Raw genomic sequence first — 14,966 nt, forward strand, 5'->3', positions numbered from 1 at the left:
ATGACAATGGATCGTCGCACCCTTATCAGAGGCGGACTCGGGATCGGCGCGGTCGCCGGGCTGGGCGTCTCCGCCGTGCCCGCCACCGCGAAGGACGACCGCACGGACGCGCAGATCTACGGCGTACCCACGAATGATCCGTTGATCCTGCAACGGGCCGATCCGTTCATCACCCGGCCGGTCGGCGGGACGTACTACTTCACCGGCTCCGTCCCGGAGTACGACCGGATCGTCGTGCGCGGCGCCACCACCATCGCCGGGCTGGCGGCCGCGACCGAGTCCGTGGTCTGGCGGCGCCCGGCCACCGGCACCATGGCCGGGCACATCTGGGCGCCGGAGCTGCACCGCATCGACAACCGCTGGTACATCTACTTCGCGGCCGGCGACTCCGACGACGTGTTCCGGATCCGCACCTACGTGCTGGAGTCCTCGCGCGCCGACCCGACCGACCCGGCCGGCTGGACGCTGCGCGGCAAGATGATCACCGAGTGGGAGGGGTTCACGCTCGACGCGACCACGTTCGCGCACCGCGGCCGCCGCTACCTGCTGTGGGCGCAGTCCGAGCCGGAGATCGCGGTCAACACCAGCCTCTACATCGCGCCGATGGCGAACCCGTGGACGCTCGCCGGCAAGCCCACCCGGATCGCCACGCCCACGCGGGACTGGGAGATCCAGGGCTTCAAGGTCAACGAGGGGCCGGCGGTGCTGATCCGCAACGGCCGCGTCTTCGTCACGTTCTCCGCGAGCGCGACGGATTCCCGCTACGCGATGGGCCTGCTCACCGCATCCGACGCGGCCGACCTGCTGCAACACTCGTCCTGGACGAAGTCACCGCAGCCGGTCTTCATGACCAACGAGCAGACGCGGCGGTACGGACCGGGGCACAACTCCTTCACCGTTGCCGAGGACGGTGTGACGGACGTGCTGGTCTACCACGCCCGGTATTATCGTGATATTTCGGGCGATCCGCTGTACGACCCGAATCGGCATACTCGCGTGCAGAAGGTCTACTGGCACGAGGACGGCACGCCGATGTTCGGCATCCCGGTCGGTGAGGGTGGGCCGATCGTGCGGATCTCGCCGGCCGACGCCCGGAGGGCATTCGTCCGGCACGCTGCGGACGGCTCCGTCGGTGTGCCGGTCGCGCCGCGCGAGCTGGCGGACTCCCAGTTCCGTTTCGTGCCCGGCCTGGCCGGCGCGGGCACCGAGTCCGTGCAGGCGGTCAGCCGCCCCGACCGCTACCTGCGCGTGGTCGACGGCGTCGTGCGCGTCGCGGCCGGGACCGCCGATCCTGGCCGGGCCAGCTTCACGCGGATCAAGCGGTCCGGCGGCATCGCTCTGCGACTCGCCGCAGACCCGGCCGTATATCTCCGCCATGACCGGGGTGCGCTGGTCACCGGCGGCGCCTCTACGTTCCTGCTCAGCTGACCACCGTTCCTGCTCAGCAGCACGGCATAGGGGGCCGGTTCCGGCCGGTCCCCGTGCACGCTAACATCGGACATTCAACTCCATCGATGCAATGTGGCTCCCATCGATGCACAGCGGCTCCTGGAGTGATCCGATGTCCTCAGCACCCGCACGTCCGTCCCGCCGGCTCTGGCGCACCGCCCTGGTCTCGGCCACCACGCTCGTGGTGGCCGGGGCCGGCGCCGCGATCGGCCTCACGCAAGCGTCCGCCGCCGACTGCGGCGCGCTCTCCTACCAGGCCCAGGCCATCCAGAGCGGCAGCACCTGGACCGCCGGCCGGGCCGGCAGCACCGTCTACACCGGCACCGACATGCGTGCCGCGGTCCAGGCCGCGATCGGCGCGCTCCCGTCCCGTACCGCCAAGCAGAATGTCCTGGTTCGTGGTTCTGGCACGATCAGCGCCGGCTCACGGATCTCGCTGCCCAGCTACACGCTCATCGACGTGTGCGGCACGATCAACGTGACCGGCTCCGGCAGCGGCGACCAGGCCCCGATCTACTCGCGCGGCACCACCGAGGTCGAGGTCGCCCACCTCACCGTGACCGGCGCGCCGCTCTACGGGATCTTCATGCGCAACGTCACCAACGTGATCCTCGGCCAGATCGACATGCGGCTGTCCGCCGGTCTGGGCGTGCGCATCGACAACCGCGGCGACACGTCGCAGTGGACCCGCAACGTGCGCATCGACAACGTCTACGTCTCCGGCGCGTCGTCGCACGCGGTCGAGACCTACGGCGTCGACGGCATCACGATCGGCACGGTCACGGCCCGCAACGTCGGCGAGTCCGGCCTGCTGCTCAACCAGACGATCAACGCGACCGTCGGCACGGTCGACGCGGAGAACGCGGGCACCGGCACCGGATACGCCGCGTTCCGGATGGCCAACCGCAACGGCCGCATCGGCGATTCATATGCGACGAACATCCGCGTGGGTACGGTCAAGGCGCGCGGCGGCGGCCGCGGCGTCTTCTGCGTCTCCGAGAGCGGCGGCGCCGTCATCGACCGCGTCGACATCGCCAACACCGGCAACAACTCGATCCTGGTCGAGAACTGCTACAACGTCACGATCGCCAACGCCTCCGGCACGGTCTCCGGCGGCGGCGAGATCCGCATCGCCGCCCGCACCGAATTCCCCCCGTCCTCCAACATCACCTTCAAGAACCTGACCGTCTCCAACACCGCCATCCGCTGGTCCCCCTGCACCGGCACCAACAACGTCGTCACCAACGTCACCCGCAACAACGCGCCGCTGACCTGGTGCTGATCGCCGCCTGGGCGGGCCCGGTGCGAGCCGGGCCCGCGTCGGTCACGCCGCCGGCTTCCAGGACGGGTCGCGGCCGGTGAAGGCGAGGAGGCGGTCGAGGGTGGGGGCGTCGGCGGGGATGGGGATCTCGGGGCCGAAGGGGAGGCCGGGGCCGCGGTAGGCGGGCTGGACGGTCTGCCGGAGGAAGGTGAGGGTGTCGGCGCTGATGGCGGGGGAGGGGTGCCAGGGCTGGCCGGTGGCGACGGACAGGTCCCAGCCGTGGCCGAGCGCCTCCGCCTGGAGGAAGTCCAGCGTGGTGGTGACGGGGTAGGCGCCGCCGAGGCGGGGCAGGTTGACGGTGGCGATGTCGGCGGAGAGCGCGCTTCGTACCGTGGCGGCCAGGGTGTTGATCTGGGTGAGCGCGGTGTCGTGGGACGGGTGCGTGTCCGGGTCGGGGCGGTCGGTGCCGGCGGGATCGGTGAGGGCGGCGTCGAAGTAGTGCAGCCAGCCGAGCAGGTGGCCGCGGAGCGTGTGGACGTCCATCTCGGTGCAGGGGGTGGGCAGCCCCTCCTGGTCGGGCGTGATGGAGCTGGTCACGCGTGCGAGATCGTCCAGCACGGCGAAGATCGCGGTCATCGGCGAGTCCCTCTGATAGGTGGCTATATCGAACAGAGTATGCCATCAGGTTAGGATGCTCGGTGTGACATCCCCCAGCCGGCGTGCGGAGTACGCGGCAGCCACCCGTCAGGCGATCCTGGACGCGGCCCGGCAGCTGTTCGTCGAGCGCGGCTACTTCGAGACCCGCGTCGAGGACATCGCGCGCGCGGCCCGGGTCGCGGCGCCCACGGTCTACGCGGCCGGCGGCGGCAAGAGCGGGCTGCTGCGCACGCTCATCGAGGAGGGCACCGGCGACAGCGAGGCGAATCTGGACGCGATCGTCGCCGCGCACACCGACCCGGCCGCGCTGCTGCGCTTCATCGTGGACGGGACCAGTTCCACGTTCGCGGTGTGGTCGCCGCTGATGCGCCAGGTCACCGACGCGGCGCCGCAGGACCCGGGGGTGCGGGAGAGCCTCGAACTGGCCCGCTCCAGCCTCCGCGACGGACTGTTCCTGGTCGCGAACCGGCTGGCCGAGCTGGGCGCGTTGCGCCCCGGCCTGGAGGCGGGCACCGCCTGCGACCTGCTGTGGTACTTCCTGGGCAACCACTCGTACTTCACGCTCACCGGCGACCTTGGCTGGTCACCGGCCGACGCGGCGGACTGGCTCTACGACCGGCTCACCGAGGTGCTGCTCCCAGCCCCCTGATGATCAGCGTGCAGAGCGCGGCCAGCGCGTCGTCCCGGTCCGGTCGCGCCCACTGGGCGGCGCTGCCGGGCGCGTGGAACGCCTCCGTGGCATCCAGCACGGTACGGGCCGCGGCCGGCGCGCCCCCGGGAAAGGCGAAGTCACCGGCGCCGATGCCGGCCGCGATGATCGTCTCCAGCTGACCCAGCAGCGTGCCGAGGTGCTCGGTGATGACCGTGCTGTTCTCCTTCGCCAGCACGCCGACGGTGGCGTACAGGTCAGGCTCGGTGACCGCGCCCTCGCGCTTGCGGTGGAACAGCAGCGTGATCCAGCTCCGCAACCGCTCCGGGGGCGTGCGGCCGGGGTCGGACGCGACGTCGGCCAGGTCGCCGAGGTTGCGGGTCAGCCAGCGCCGCGCCACCGCCTCGCGCAGCGCCGCCTTCGACGGGAAGTGCCGGTAGACGGCCGCGTGACTGACGCCGAGCGCGCGGGCCACGTCCACCACGGTCGCTTTGGCGGGACCGTGCCTACGCAGCATGTCCTCGGCCGCGACCATGATCGTCTCGGTGTCCAGCGCGGCCCTCACCGGGAGAATCTAGCGCTCGCTGTCGAGTCTCGCCATCAGCGGCGCGGGGTAGCGGGTGCCGGCGACCGCGCCCGCGGGCACGGCCCGTGCGATCTCGGCCAGGTCGTCCTCGGTCAGCGTGATCGCGATCGCGTCGACGGCCGCGGCGATCCGGGACGGACGGCCGGCGCCGACCAGCGCGACGATCGACTCGCCCTGTGCCAGGACCCACGCGATCGCCAGCTGCGGGATCGTCGCGCCGCGGGCCTCCGCGATCGGGCGGAGCCGCTCGACGAGCGCCAGGTTCGCGGTCAGGTTGTCGCCGGTCAGCTGCGGCAGGTAGGCGCGCTCGCCACCGATCGGGGCGCCGGTGAGCAGGCCGTGGCCGAGGACGCCGTACGCGGTGACGCCGATGCCCAGCTCGCGGCAGGTGGCCAGGATCGCCCGCTCGGCACCGCGGTTGAGCAGGGAGTACTCGATCTGGACGTCGGCGATCGGGTGGACGGCGTGCGCGCGCCGGATCGTGTCGGCGCCGACCTCGGACAGGCCGATGTGGCGCACCCAGCCCGCCTCGACCATCTCCGCGATCGCGCCGACCGTGTCCTCGATCGGGGTGGCCGGGTCGAGCCGGCACGGGCGGTAGATGTCGAGGTAGTCGGTGCCGATCCGCCGCAGCGAGTAGCCGAGCGCGCTCTTCACGTGGGCCGGCGACGCGGTGAGACCGACGAAACGGCCGCCGGGGTCGCGGAGGCTGCCGAACTTGTCGCTGATGATCACGTGCTCGCGGTCGCCGGGGTGCAGCGCGCGGCGGATCAGTTGCTCGTTGTGGCCGCTGCCGTAGAAGTCGGCGGTGTCGAGCAGCGTGACGCCGGCGTCGATCGCGGCCCGGATCGTGTCGAGGTTCCGCTGGTCGTGCTCGTCCGTCATCGTGCCCATGCCGAGGCCGATCGCGGGAACGCGCGGACCGGTGGTGCCGAGTTGCCTCATCTCCATGACCGGCGACGGTACGCCGACTGGTTACAGATTACAAGATTTGTAATCTGTAACCAGTCGGCGTGGTCACGCGAGCTCCCGTCGCAGGACCGGCAGCACCTCCTGGCCGACCAGATCGATGACCTCATGGATCTTGGATTCGGGCATGCCGCCGAAGTCGAGGCCGAACAGCACCCGGCGTACGGTGCCGAAGTGCTCCGGGAAGCGCAGCACCTTCTCGACCACCTGCGCCGGACTACCGACCGTCAGGCCGGTGCGCGCGATCTCCTCCTCGAAGGAGGAACCGGACCGGGCATGGACGGGATGCGCGTCGAAGTAGGGCCGGTACTCCCGCAGCGCGTCCTGCGAGCGCGGGCGCACCCAGATCCCGGAGCCCGCGCCGACGATGCCGTCCTCGGCCCGGCCGTGCCCGTGCTCGGCGAACCGCCGCCGGTAGAGCGCCACGGAACGGGCGTAGTGCTCCATCGGCGCGAACATGTTGTTGACGAAGAAGCCGTCGCCGTACCGGGCCGCCTGCTCGGCGATCTCGGGAGTGCGGACGGAACCGTGCCACACGAACGGCGGAACGCCGTCCAGCGGCCGCGGCACCGAGGTGAAACCGGTCAGCGGTGCGCGGAACCGCCCGGACCAGTCCACGTTCTCCGCGCGCCACAGCAGGCGTAGCAGCGCGTAGTTCTCGGTCGTGAGCGCGAGGCTGTCGTCGATGTCCTGACCGAACCAGGGGTAGACCGCGGGCGTGTTCCCGCGGCCGAGCATCAGGTCGGCCCTGCCGTTCGAGAGATGCTGCAGGGTCGCGAAGTCCTCGGCGATCTTCACGGGGTCGTTGGTGGTGATGAGCGTGGTCGACGTCGACAGCGTCATCCGGGTGGTCCGCGCCGCGATGTAGGCCAGAAGCGTCGTGTCCGCGCTGGAGAAGTAGGGCGGGTTGTGGTGCTCGCCGATCGCGAAGACGTCGAAACCGGCCTCCTCGGCGTGCACGGCGATGCCCATGAGCGCGTGGATCCGCTCGTGTTCGGAGACCAGCCGGCCGCTGACGGGGTCCCGCGTCACGTCACCGATGCTCGAAAGACCGAATTCCATGGTGGTGTCTCCCGGCTGTTCTCAGAGCGCGACGGTCCGCGCGACCGCGACGAACAAAGCGCCACAGACCAGCAGCAGTACGAAAGGGAGGCCCGCGTACTCGTGCCGCCGGACGTGGACGATCCCGGCCCCGGTCATCAGCGCGGCCAGGCAGTACCCGGCGACGGGGGTGAGCACCGGCAGGACATCCGTGGCCCACGGCACGACGAGCCCGAGTGCGCCGGCAACCTCGGCGAGCCCGATGAGTCTGATCCCGGTCTGACTGAAGTCGTCGGCCCACCCCATGTTGGGGTTCTCCAGAATCTTCTCCCTCGACCGTACGAGCTTGCTCGCCCCCGCCCCGCCGAGAATGAGGGCGAGGATGCCGGAAGCGATCCATACCGCGATATCCACTGTCGTTCCTTTACGTGTCGTGACTCGGGGCCGGACGGTCGAACAGCGGGCTGTGGGCCCTGGCCGTGAGACCCCCAGGGGTGTGGTGACGCCGGCCGCCGTCCGGGCGGCGGCCGGAGCGGCACGTGTGCGGGTCAGAAACCGACGATCTGGCGGATCAGGACCAGGTGGATGCGTCCCGGCATCTCGCCGTAGATCTCCATGACCTTGTTGAGGCGGCTGTTCTGGCCGTAGGCCTCCCGGGCGCGCCGGTCCTCCAGCGGCAGGCTGTGCTCGCGCACCCGGCGGTGCGCGGTCGGCAGGTCCGGCACGACCTTGTGCAGGCCGGCCACCAGCACCACGCGGTCCGCGCCCCAGGCGAGCGTCGCGAACTGGCTGCCGGACGCGGACCCGATCAGCAACTCGCCGTCCGTGGTGACGGCGTGCACGCTGCCGAGCGCGTAGTCCGGTGCGGCGGCGAGCTCCTTCATCTGGCGGCTGGCGTAGTTCTCGGCCGTGACCTGGAGCCGGACCGATTCGTACGGCCCGCCGGCGGCGTCGACATCGGCCGAGACGCCGATCTCGTCGAGCGTGATCGACTGGTTCCGCCAGACCCTGGCGCCGTGCGGGATGCGGGCCAGCACGGCCTTCCGCGCGGCCTCGAGATCGTCGACGACCTCCACGCCGAAGCCGTGTGCCTCCAGCGCGGCCACGGTCGCGCTGATCGTGTCGTCGTCGGGCAGGACGGTGAACTGAGACATGAGTGCTGCTCGCTTCTCTCTATAAGCGGACTATCCCCCGCTTGTGTAACGGACTATACCCCGCTTATTGGCGGCGGCAAGCGGCCCGGATCACACCTCGGTGCGGCGATAGGCTGCGCGCGTGAAGAAAGAACGTGCTGACGCCAGCCGGAACAGGGCGGTGCTGGTCACGACCGTGCGCGAGATGCTGGCCGAGGACGGCATCGACAAGATCACCATGGACGGCCTGGCCGAGCGGTCCGGCCTGGGGAAGGGCACGGTCTTCCGGCGGTTCGGCACCCGGGCGGGCATCTTCCGTGCGCTGCTCGACGAGGGCGAGCGGGACTTCCAGAACCGCATGATGTCCGGGCCGCCGCCGCTCGGCCCCGGCGCGGAGCCGCTGGACCGGTTGGTGGCGCTCGGCAGCGAACGCCTCCGGTTCCTGCTGGCGAACCGGGAGATCGCCCGCGCCGCGCTCGACACCCGTACCCCGGTGCCGTTCGGTCCTCCGGCCCGTGCGATCCACCTGCACATCCGCATGCTGTTGCGGCAGGTGCCGGTCGAGGGCGACGACCTGGAACTGATGGCGATGCAGCTGGCGGCCGCGCTGGACACGCCGCTGCTGCTCTACATGCCGCTGGACGGCGACGGGCCGCCGGAGAGCGAGATCGAGGACCGGCTGACGCGTGGCTGGGAGAGCCTCATCCGGCGGGTCTGCCGCTGAGCCTGAGCCCGGTGCGGCCGGCCGGGGAATCGCCGGCCGGCCGTGAGGCTCAGGGGATCGTCACGCCGACCGTGTAGGCGCCGCCGCCGCTCGTCGCCACCACCTCGACCCGGTAGGCGCTGGGGACGCCGTCGTAGGAGAGCGACTTGTCGGCGCCGTCGCCGGTCGCGGTCGCCACGGTGACCAGCCCGCCCGAGGTGAACTGCCTGACGACGAGATCGAGGTCCGCGTCGTCCGGGCCGTCCAGGCAGACCTCGACCGTGCCGGGCCGGGCGGAGATGACGTAGTTCCAAGGTGCCGAGCTCCGGCCCTCGGCGACCTGCCCGGGGGCGGTGAACGTGTGGTCCGCGCAGCTCACCGGCGCCGCGGCCGCCGGTGAGCCTAACGCCAGTGAGCCGGTGGCCAGCGTGGTGACTGTTGCGAGGAATCGACGAGGTGTCATGAGGGGCTCCTTCGTGAGGGTGCCCCTTGAGCCTAAGCGGACTTTACCCCGTTTTTGCCGGCAGTGGCTCGGATCACCTGGCCGTCTCGCGGGGCACGTAGAAGTGCTGACGCTGGTAGAGCGGCCGGAAACCCGCTCGCAGCATGTTGTTCAGTGACGGATTCGACGTGCCGGCCGTCGGCTGGGCGCACTCCGTGACGATCCACTCGCAGCCGAGCTCCCGCGCCCTGGCGGCGCGGGCCGCGATCAGGCCGGTCTGGCCGCCGTGGCGACGGCTGGCGGGGAGCACCGCTCCGGCGTTGAGCGACGCGACCGCGCCGTCGACGTACAGGTTCGCGCCACCGACGAGGTCGTCGCCGGCCCAGGCCGCGTACGGATGGAACTGCGGCAGTCGCGCGGTCGCCGCGAACATGCCGCCGAAGCCCTCCAGCGGCCGGCCGAGCCCGGTCAGGACCGCCGCCGCCCACGCCGCCACCTCGTCGTCGGCGACCGGCGCGATGCGCAGATCGGACGGCCCGGGGGTGATCTCGTCGACGCGGGCCGCCAGCTTGACGATCAGCGGGCCGGGCCGCAGCCCGCGGGTGGCGACGATGTCGTCCCAGTCGCGCGGCAGCACCTCCGGCGCGAACTCCAGGCCCGCGTGCGGGTTGGCCTCGGCACGGTACACGTCGAGAATCCGGTCGATCAGGTCGCCGGTGACGGGTGCGCCGAAGCCGAAACCCAGCGCCTTGCTCCAGAAGCCGCTCGCGTCGTTACGCGCGGACAGGACCACGCCGCCGTCGAAGCGGTAGGTGGCCACGCCCAGGATCTCCTGGTCGGGCAGGGGTGCGCCGGCCTCGTACAGATACATCGACTCGGCCTCGACGGCCTCGGCCGGCGCGGTGGGAAGGATTCGCATGCCCCACTGACGTCGACGGCCGTGCCCGGGTTCAGACGCTCAGAGTACGCCCTGGTGGCGCGCCAGATGCCGGTCCAGCACGGCCAGGTAGCCGGCCCCGTCGTGCGCGGCCAGCAGCCGGGCCAGATCCTCGTGCTCGTCCAGCGCCTCGTCCGGCTTCAGACCGCCGACCGTGAAGACCTGGTGGAACAGCCGCAACTGGCGGTCCCGGAGCAGGTCGTAGAAGTGGGCGGCGATCCGGTTGCCGGACAGCGCTATGACCGCGCCGTGAAAATCGCAGTCGGCCACCACGTACGCGTTGAGGTCGTCGCCGTCCAGCGCCTCGCGCTGGTAGCCGAGCGGCGAGCGCAACGCCGCGGTTATCCGCGCCGGATCCACCCGGTCCGCGACCACGCGGGCCGCGGCCGTGCGCTCCAGCGCGCCGCGCATCTCCAGCACGTCCCGCGCCTCGCCGGGCGGGATCGCGGTGACCACCGCGCCCTGCCGGCTCGACAGCGTCAGCAGCCGTTCCGCCTCGAGGCGCAGGAAGGCCTCGTGCACCGGTGTCCGGCTCAGCTCCAGCGCGGCGCAGATCTGGCCCTCGCTCAATCGCTCGCCGCCGACGAGCTCCCCCCGGATGATGCGCTCCTTCATGTACGCATACGCCCGCTCCGCCGCCGTCATCCCGTCACCCTATCGCTTGCCCGGACGGGGGAGCGGACGCTCCGGACCGGGTGAGGTACCCCGGTCCGGAGCGGTGTTCCTACTTCTCGGGACGGAACGGGCGCAGCAGGCGGATGCCGTTGTCCGGGCCCAGCGGCTCGATCAGGTCGAGCATCTGCGGGATTAGCGTGGCCATGCGCGGCGCGTTGAGGTGCGCGTCCAGGTGCGCGCGGGTCTCCCAGCGCTCGTAGATCACGAACGTGCCGGGCCGGCCCTCGACCTCGTGGGCCTCGTAGTCGATGTTGCCCGGATCGCTGCGGGACGGGGTGACGGCCGCGGTGATGAACGCCTTGAGCGCGTCCTGGCGGCCCGCCTTGGCCTGGGCTTCCCAGATGACGGTGACATAGCTGGCGGTCATGCGTGTTCCTTTCGGCAGTGTGCCGCGCGCCGTACGAGCGCGTGGCCGGCTCGACGAGGTTCCGGACGTCCGGCGTGGCGCCGACGACGACCGTGGACGGGCCGATGCGATAGTTTTGAGGCACCACTACTACATGCCTGCGCTAGTTCTAGATGGCGACTAGTACGAAAATAAACTATCACGCGTGAGGAGCCCGATGTCAAAGCCCGAACAGGCCCGTATCTGGACGCTGAACTACCAGTTCCTGAACCGGGTGCTGAGCGAGTGCGCCGCGGACGTGGAGGCGCTCGGGGTGGAGGTGAAGGAGTTCTTCGTGCTGGCCGAGATCGAAGAATGTCGCTACCCGGCCGAGCTGGCGATCAAGCTCGTGCTCCCGAAGCCGACGCTGACCGTGTACCTGAAGAACCTGGTCGCCAAGCAGTTCGTCGCCCGCGAGATCGACCCGGACGACCTGCGCCGCCACCGCCTGGTCCTCACGCCCGCCGGCGCCGACGTCCTGGAACGCGCGCTCGCCATCCTGTCCGCGCGGTTCGACGCGCGCCTGACCCGGCTGGACGCGGGCGAGCGCGACGACCTGGCCCGGATGCTGGAGACGCTCTCCGGCTAGATTCCGGGGATGGATGCGGTGGGGGACGCGCGGGCGCTGGTGCAGAAGCGGTTTCCGGAGGCGGTGTGGGCGGTGCTGACCGGGAGCGTGCTCGGGGCGGCCCGGACGGCCGGGTCGGACCTGGACATCCTGGTCATGCGCGAGGCGGGGACCGGCTTCCGGGAGAGCCTGTACTTCCGCGGGTGGCCGGTGGAGCTGTTCGTGCACACGCCGGAGCGGCTGGACGGCTTCCTCGCGAGCGAGCTGGCACAACGCAGGCCGACCGCGCACCGGATGCTGGCCCGCGGCGTGCCGCTGTGCGGCGACCCGGGTGCGCTGCAGGCGCGGTGCGCGCGGGTGCTCGCGGACGGGCCGCCGCCGCTGACCGACGCGGAACGTGACCGGCTGCGGTACGAGCTGACCGACCTGCTCGACGACTACCGGCACGGCGTGGACCAGGGCGAACGCGCGGTGATCGCGGCCGAGCTGTGGGCCGGGTCGGCACGGGTGGCGCTGGCGGCCGGCGGCCGGTGGGTGAGCCACGGCAAGTGGCTGCTCCGCGAGCTGCGCGAGTGGGACCCGGAGCTCGCCGCGCGCTGGACGGAGGCACGCGACGAGCCGGCGGCCTTCGCGGAAGAGGTGCTGGACCGCGCGGGCGGTCCGCTCTTCGACGGCTACAGGGCGTCCTGAGTCCGGCGACTATTTCATGAAATTTCGGGCACGGAGTGCCCGTTGACCGCAGCCTGACCGCCGCTGAGGGCGACCGGCCGAGTGGCCCGGATCAGCAGGGGCACGTACAGGAGCGGCCGGCCGCGAGGTCCGGATCAGCAGAGACACGCGTGAGCGGCCGCGCGGCTTCGACCGGCAGCCGAGGCGGACCTGGCGCCGATGAGCCGCGCCCATCAGATCAACAGCAGCGACTTCCCGATCGTGGTGCGGGCCGCGAGGGAGTGATGTGCGTCCGCGGCCCGGTCCAGGGGAAACGTCGCGCCGATCGACGGGCGGAGCCGGCCCTCGGCGGCGCGTTCCAGCGCGAGCCGCAGGAACTCGCGCATCGTCGCCGGCGTCGGCCGGCCGTCCGACAGCGGCGTGATCACCCGGATGCCGCGCTCGGCATCGGAGACGGGGAAGCCGTTCGCGGTCCCGAAGGCCACGATCCGGCCGCCGTCCTCGGTCGCCCCGCGCGCGGCCGTGCCGAACTCGCCGCCGGCCCCGTCGTAGACCAGCGACACGCCGCCGTCGATCGCGGTGCGGACGGTCTGCGGCCAGTCCGGCGTGGTGTAGTCGACCGTGACCGACGCGCCCAGTGATCGGGCCAGCCGCCGCTTCTCCGTGCTGGACGCGGCCGCCACCACCCGCGCGCCGGCCTCGACGGCCAACTGCACCAGCAGCGAGCCGGCACCGCCCGCGGCGGCCAGCACCAGCACCCACTCGTCGCGGTCCGGCGCGCCCAGCCGGTCGTAGCGCAGCGCGGTCACGCCGTCGTGCATCAGCGCGGCTGCCTGCGCGCTCGTCACCGAGTCCGGCACCGGGACCAGCGTCTCCGCGGACGCGGCGAACCGTTCCGCGTAACCGCCGTCGTCGGCGCGGGCCACGACACGCCGCCCGAGCCAGGACGCGTCCACGCCGTCGCCGACGGAGGTCACCGTGCCGGCGCCGCCGAAACCGGGCACGTAGGGCAGCGTGAGCGGGAACGTCGGCGGCGCGAGGCCGCGGCGCAGCATGGTGTCGAGGAAGATCACGTCGGCGGCCTCGACGGCGACCACGACCTGGCCGGGGCCGGGGGACGGGTCCGGCAGCGTGACCGGCGTCAGGACCTCCGGGCCGCCGAACTCGGCCACCTGAACAGCACGCATGGGTGATCCCTCCGTGAGCGGGCAACACGGACGAGGATCCGGCCTCAACCGGAGTTGAGGTCAAGACAGGCACGGAGCGGATCGGGTAACGCGTCGGCCGTACCGTTGATGGATCTTGGTGTTGATCGTGACGACCGCGTCACCGGTTTTCGGGGAAACGGGGGTGGCCAAGTACAGTCGCCGACGTGAACGGCACGGTGACGACTGGTCTGGACCCGCAGCGACTGGCCCTCTGCCTGGAGGTGATCGCGGAGGCCGAGGCGTTGCCACCGGAGCACCCGGACGCGGTCGCGGTCCGGCGGGCCACGGCGGGCCTGTTCAAGACCACGAAGCTGCAGCGGCGCAAGGAGCGGCGGGACGCGGTGCTCGCGAACGACCGCGCGGTGACCGAGTCGACCGCGACCGGCGCGCCGGGACGGATCGACGACGAGACGGCCGGCCTGCCGCTGCAGACGCGGGCGAAGGGTGAGACCGCGGGCGTGCTGCAGCAGCCGCGCGGCTGTTACACCTGCAAGAAGCGCTACACGGTGGTCGACGCGTGGTACCACCAGCTCTGCCCGGACTGCGCGGCGCTGAACCACAGCCGCCGGGACGCGCGCACCGACCTGACCGGGCGGCGGGCGCTGCTCACCGGCGGGCGCGCCAAGATCGGCATGTATATCGCGCTGCGGCTGCTGCGCGACGGCGCGCACACCACGATCACCACCCGGTTCCCGCACGACGCGGTGCGCCGGTTCACCGCGATGCCGGACAGCGGCGACTGGCTGCACCGGCTGCGCGTCGTCGGCATCGACCTGCGCGATCCGGCCCAGGTGGTGGCGCTGGCCGACTCGGTCGCGGCCGCCGGGCCACTGGACATCCTGATCAACAACGCGGCGCAGACGGTACGCCGTCCGGCCGGAAGCTACGCCGCGATCGTGGCGGCCGAGAACGCGCCGTTGCCGGCCGGCCCGCTGCCCGAGGTCGAGTTCCTCGGCGGGCGGTCCGCGGCCGGCGAGCTGACCGGAGGCTCCCCGGGTGCGCCGCTGGTCAGCGCGCACAACGTGACCGCGATGGCACTGACCGCCGGCTCCACGCTGATCGACGCGGGCGGCCTGGTGCCGGACGAGGCGGCCACGAACAGCTGGAGCGACCGCGTGCACGAGGTACCGCCGATGGAGCTCCTCGAGGTGCAGCTGTGCAACGTGACCGCGCCGTTCGTGCTGGTCAGCCGCTTGCGGGCGGCGATGGCGGCGTCCTCGTTCCCGCGGCGGTACGTGGTGAACGTGTCCGCCATGGAAGGCATCTTCACCCGCGGCTACAAGGGCGCCGGCCACCCGCACACGAACATGGCCAAGGCCGCGCTGAACATGCTGACCCGCACCAGCGCCGACGACATGTTCACCGACGGCATCCTGATGACCAGCGTGGACACCGGCTGGATCACGGACGAGCGCCCGCACCCGACGAAGATGCGCATGCGGGACGAGGGCTTCCACGCGCCGCTGGACCTGGTCGACGGCGCGGCCCGCGTCTACGACCCGATCGTGCGCGGCGAGGCGGGTGAGGACCTGTACGGTTGCTTCCTCAAGGATTACGCTCCGGCAGCCTGGTAGACGGCGTGTCCGGCCCTCCCGTCGCGTTATTCTCAGGGGATTCGCAGGCGGAGGGGGGTG

18 protein-coding genes are annotated in these 14,966 nt (G+C 71.4%); 7 read left to right on the forward strand and 11 right to left on the reverse strand.

Translation table 11 applies throughout. The features are described 5' to 3' along the window. Positions 1-6: 6 nt before the first annotated feature. Together OP04_RS03105 and OP04_RS03110 are read left to right on the forward strand one after the other, a co-directional pair. The gene (locus tag OP04_RS03105; protein ID WP_063746513.1) at positions 7-1,428 is read left to right on the forward strand and encodes a family 43 glycosylhydrolase; all 1,422 of its coding nucleotides are present in this window, start codon (positions 7-9) and stop codon (positions 1,426-1,428) included. A gap of 133 nt (positions 1,429-1,561) precedes the next feature. Further along, entirely contained in the window at positions 1,562-2,731 is a 1,170-nt protein-coding gene (locus OP04_RS03110) for a cupin domain-containing protein (RefSeq protein WP_051796994.1), read from the forward strand. A 42-nt stretch (positions 2,732-2,773) separates the two neighbouring features. On the opposite strand, the gene OP04_RS03115 is transcribed toward OP04_RS03110, so the two are convergent. Further along, a complete protein-coding gene (locus OP04_RS03115) occupies positions 2,774-3,346 on the reverse strand; it encodes a TIGR03086 family metal-binding protein (RefSeq protein WP_033337788.1) in 573 nt (190 codons plus the stop codon). 64 nt (positions 3,347-3,410) lie between these two features. Here OP04_RS03115 and OP04_RS03120 point away from each other — a divergent pair, with 64 nt between their 5' ends. Beyond that, positions 3,411-4,016, forward strand: a complete 606-nt coding sequence (locus tag OP04_RS03120) for a TetR/AcrR family transcriptional regulator (RefSeq protein WP_232323444.1) — start codon at positions 3,411-3,413, stop codon at positions 4,014-4,016. Here OP04_RS03120 and OP04_RS03125 read toward each other — a convergent pair. From OP04_RS03125 to OP04_RS03145, 5 genes are all read right to left on the reverse strand, one after another. Beyond that, positions 3,988-4,581: a TetR/AcrR family transcriptional regulator gene (locus OP04_RS03125; protein WP_232323445.1), complete on the reverse strand. Its 594-nt coding sequence runs from the start codon at positions 4,579-4,581 to the stop codon at positions 3,988-3,990. The genes OP04_RS03120 and OP04_RS03125 overlap by 29 nt on opposite strands. 9 nt (positions 4,582-4,590) lie before the next feature. Next, positions 4,591-5,553 carry an aldo/keto reductase gene (locus tag OP04_RS03130; RefSeq protein WP_033337790.1) on the reverse strand — a complete coding sequence of 321 codons (963 nt, stop codon included), beginning with the start codon at positions 5,551-5,553 and terminating at the stop codon, positions 4,591-4,593. A 66-nt stretch (positions 5,554-5,619) separates the two neighbouring features. After that, positions 5,620-6,633, reverse strand: a complete 1,014-nt coding sequence (locus OP04_RS03135) for a CE1758 family FMN-dependent luciferase-like monooxygenase (protein WP_033337791.1) — start codon at positions 6,631-6,633, stop codon at positions 5,620-5,622. Between the two features lie 21 nt (positions 6,634-6,654). Further along, on the reverse strand, positions 6,655-7,026 hold the full coding sequence (locus tag OP04_RS03140; protein WP_033337792.1) for a DoxX family protein: 372 nt from the start codon (positions 7,024-7,026) through the stop codon (positions 6,655-6,657). Positions 7,027-7,160: 134 nt separating this feature from the next. Then, a complete protein-coding gene (locus OP04_RS03145; RefSeq protein ID WP_051796995.1) occupies positions 7,161-7,766 on the reverse strand; it encodes an LUD domain-containing protein in 606 nt (201 codons plus the stop codon). Between the two features lie 121 nt (positions 7,767-7,887). On the opposite strand from OP04_RS03145, the gene OP04_RS03150 reads away from it, so the two are divergent. Beyond that, entirely contained in the window at positions 7,888-8,469 is a 582-nt protein-coding gene (locus OP04_RS03150) for a TetR/AcrR family transcriptional regulator (protein WP_033337793.1), read from the forward strand. 49 nt (positions 8,470-8,518) lie between these two features. Here the strand turns inward: OP04_RS03150 and OP04_RS03155 are convergent, their stop codons facing one another. From OP04_RS03155 to OP04_RS03170, 4 genes are all read right to left on the reverse strand, one after another. Continuing rightward, positions 8,519-8,911 carry a hypothetical protein gene (locus tag OP04_RS03155; protein ID WP_157239173.1) on the reverse strand — a complete coding sequence of 131 codons (393 nt, stop codon included), beginning with the start codon at positions 8,909-8,911 and terminating at the stop codon, positions 8,519-8,521. A 73-nt stretch (positions 8,912-8,984) separates the two neighbouring features. Continuing rightward, positions 8,985-9,809: a hypothetical protein gene (locus OP04_RS03160; RefSeq protein WP_051796996.1), complete on the reverse strand. Its 825-nt coding sequence runs from the start codon at positions 9,807-9,809 to the stop codon at positions 8,985-8,987. Positions 9,810-9,848: 39 nt separating this feature from the next. Continuing rightward, entirely contained in the window at positions 9,849-10,472 is a 624-nt protein-coding gene (locus OP04_RS03165; RefSeq protein WP_033337795.1) for a GntR family transcriptional regulator, read from the reverse strand. A 79-nt stretch (positions 10,473-10,551) separates the two neighbouring features. Next, complete coding sequence (locus OP04_RS03170; RefSeq protein WP_033337796.1) at positions 10,552-10,869, reverse strand: putative quinol monooxygenase; 318 nt, start codon at positions 10,867-10,869, stop codon at positions 10,552-10,554. A 196-nt stretch (positions 10,870-11,065) separates the two neighbouring features. Between OP04_RS03170 and OP04_RS03175 the strand changes: the two genes are divergently transcribed. Continuing rightward, positions 11,066-11,476, forward strand: a complete 411-nt coding sequence (locus tag OP04_RS03175) for a MarR family winged helix-turn-helix transcriptional regulator (protein WP_033337797.1) — start codon at positions 11,066-11,068, stop codon at positions 11,474-11,476. Between the two features lie 9 nt (positions 11,477-11,485). Beyond that, on the forward strand, positions 11,486-12,145 hold the full coding sequence (locus OP04_RS03180; protein ID WP_033337798.1) for a nucleotidyltransferase family protein: 660 nt from the start codon (positions 11,486-11,488) through the stop codon (positions 12,143-12,145). Between the two features lie 212 nt (positions 12,146-12,357). Here OP04_RS03180 and OP04_RS03185 read toward each other — a convergent pair whose 3' ends face one another. Beyond that, positions 12,358-13,311 carry a zinc-binding dehydrogenase gene (locus OP04_RS03185; protein ID WP_033337799.1) on the reverse strand — a complete coding sequence of 318 codons (954 nt, stop codon included), beginning with the start codon at positions 13,309-13,311 and terminating at the stop codon, positions 12,358-12,360. A gap of 185 nt (positions 13,312-13,496) precedes the next feature. Here OP04_RS03185 and OP04_RS03190 point away from each other — a divergent pair, with 185 nt between their 5' ends. Next, positions 13,497-14,906, forward strand: a complete 1,410-nt coding sequence (locus OP04_RS03190) for an SDR family oxidoreductase (RefSeq protein WP_033337800.1) — start codon at positions 13,497-13,499, stop codon at positions 14,904-14,906. Positions 14,907-14,966: the final 60 nt, after the last annotated feature.

Origin of the sequence: Catenuloplanes japonicus, assembly GCF_000717135.1 — a bacterium.
Taxonomy (GTDB): domain Bacteria; phylum Actinomycetota; class Actinomycetes; order Mycobacteriales; family Micromonosporaceae; genus Catenuloplanes; species Catenuloplanes japonicus.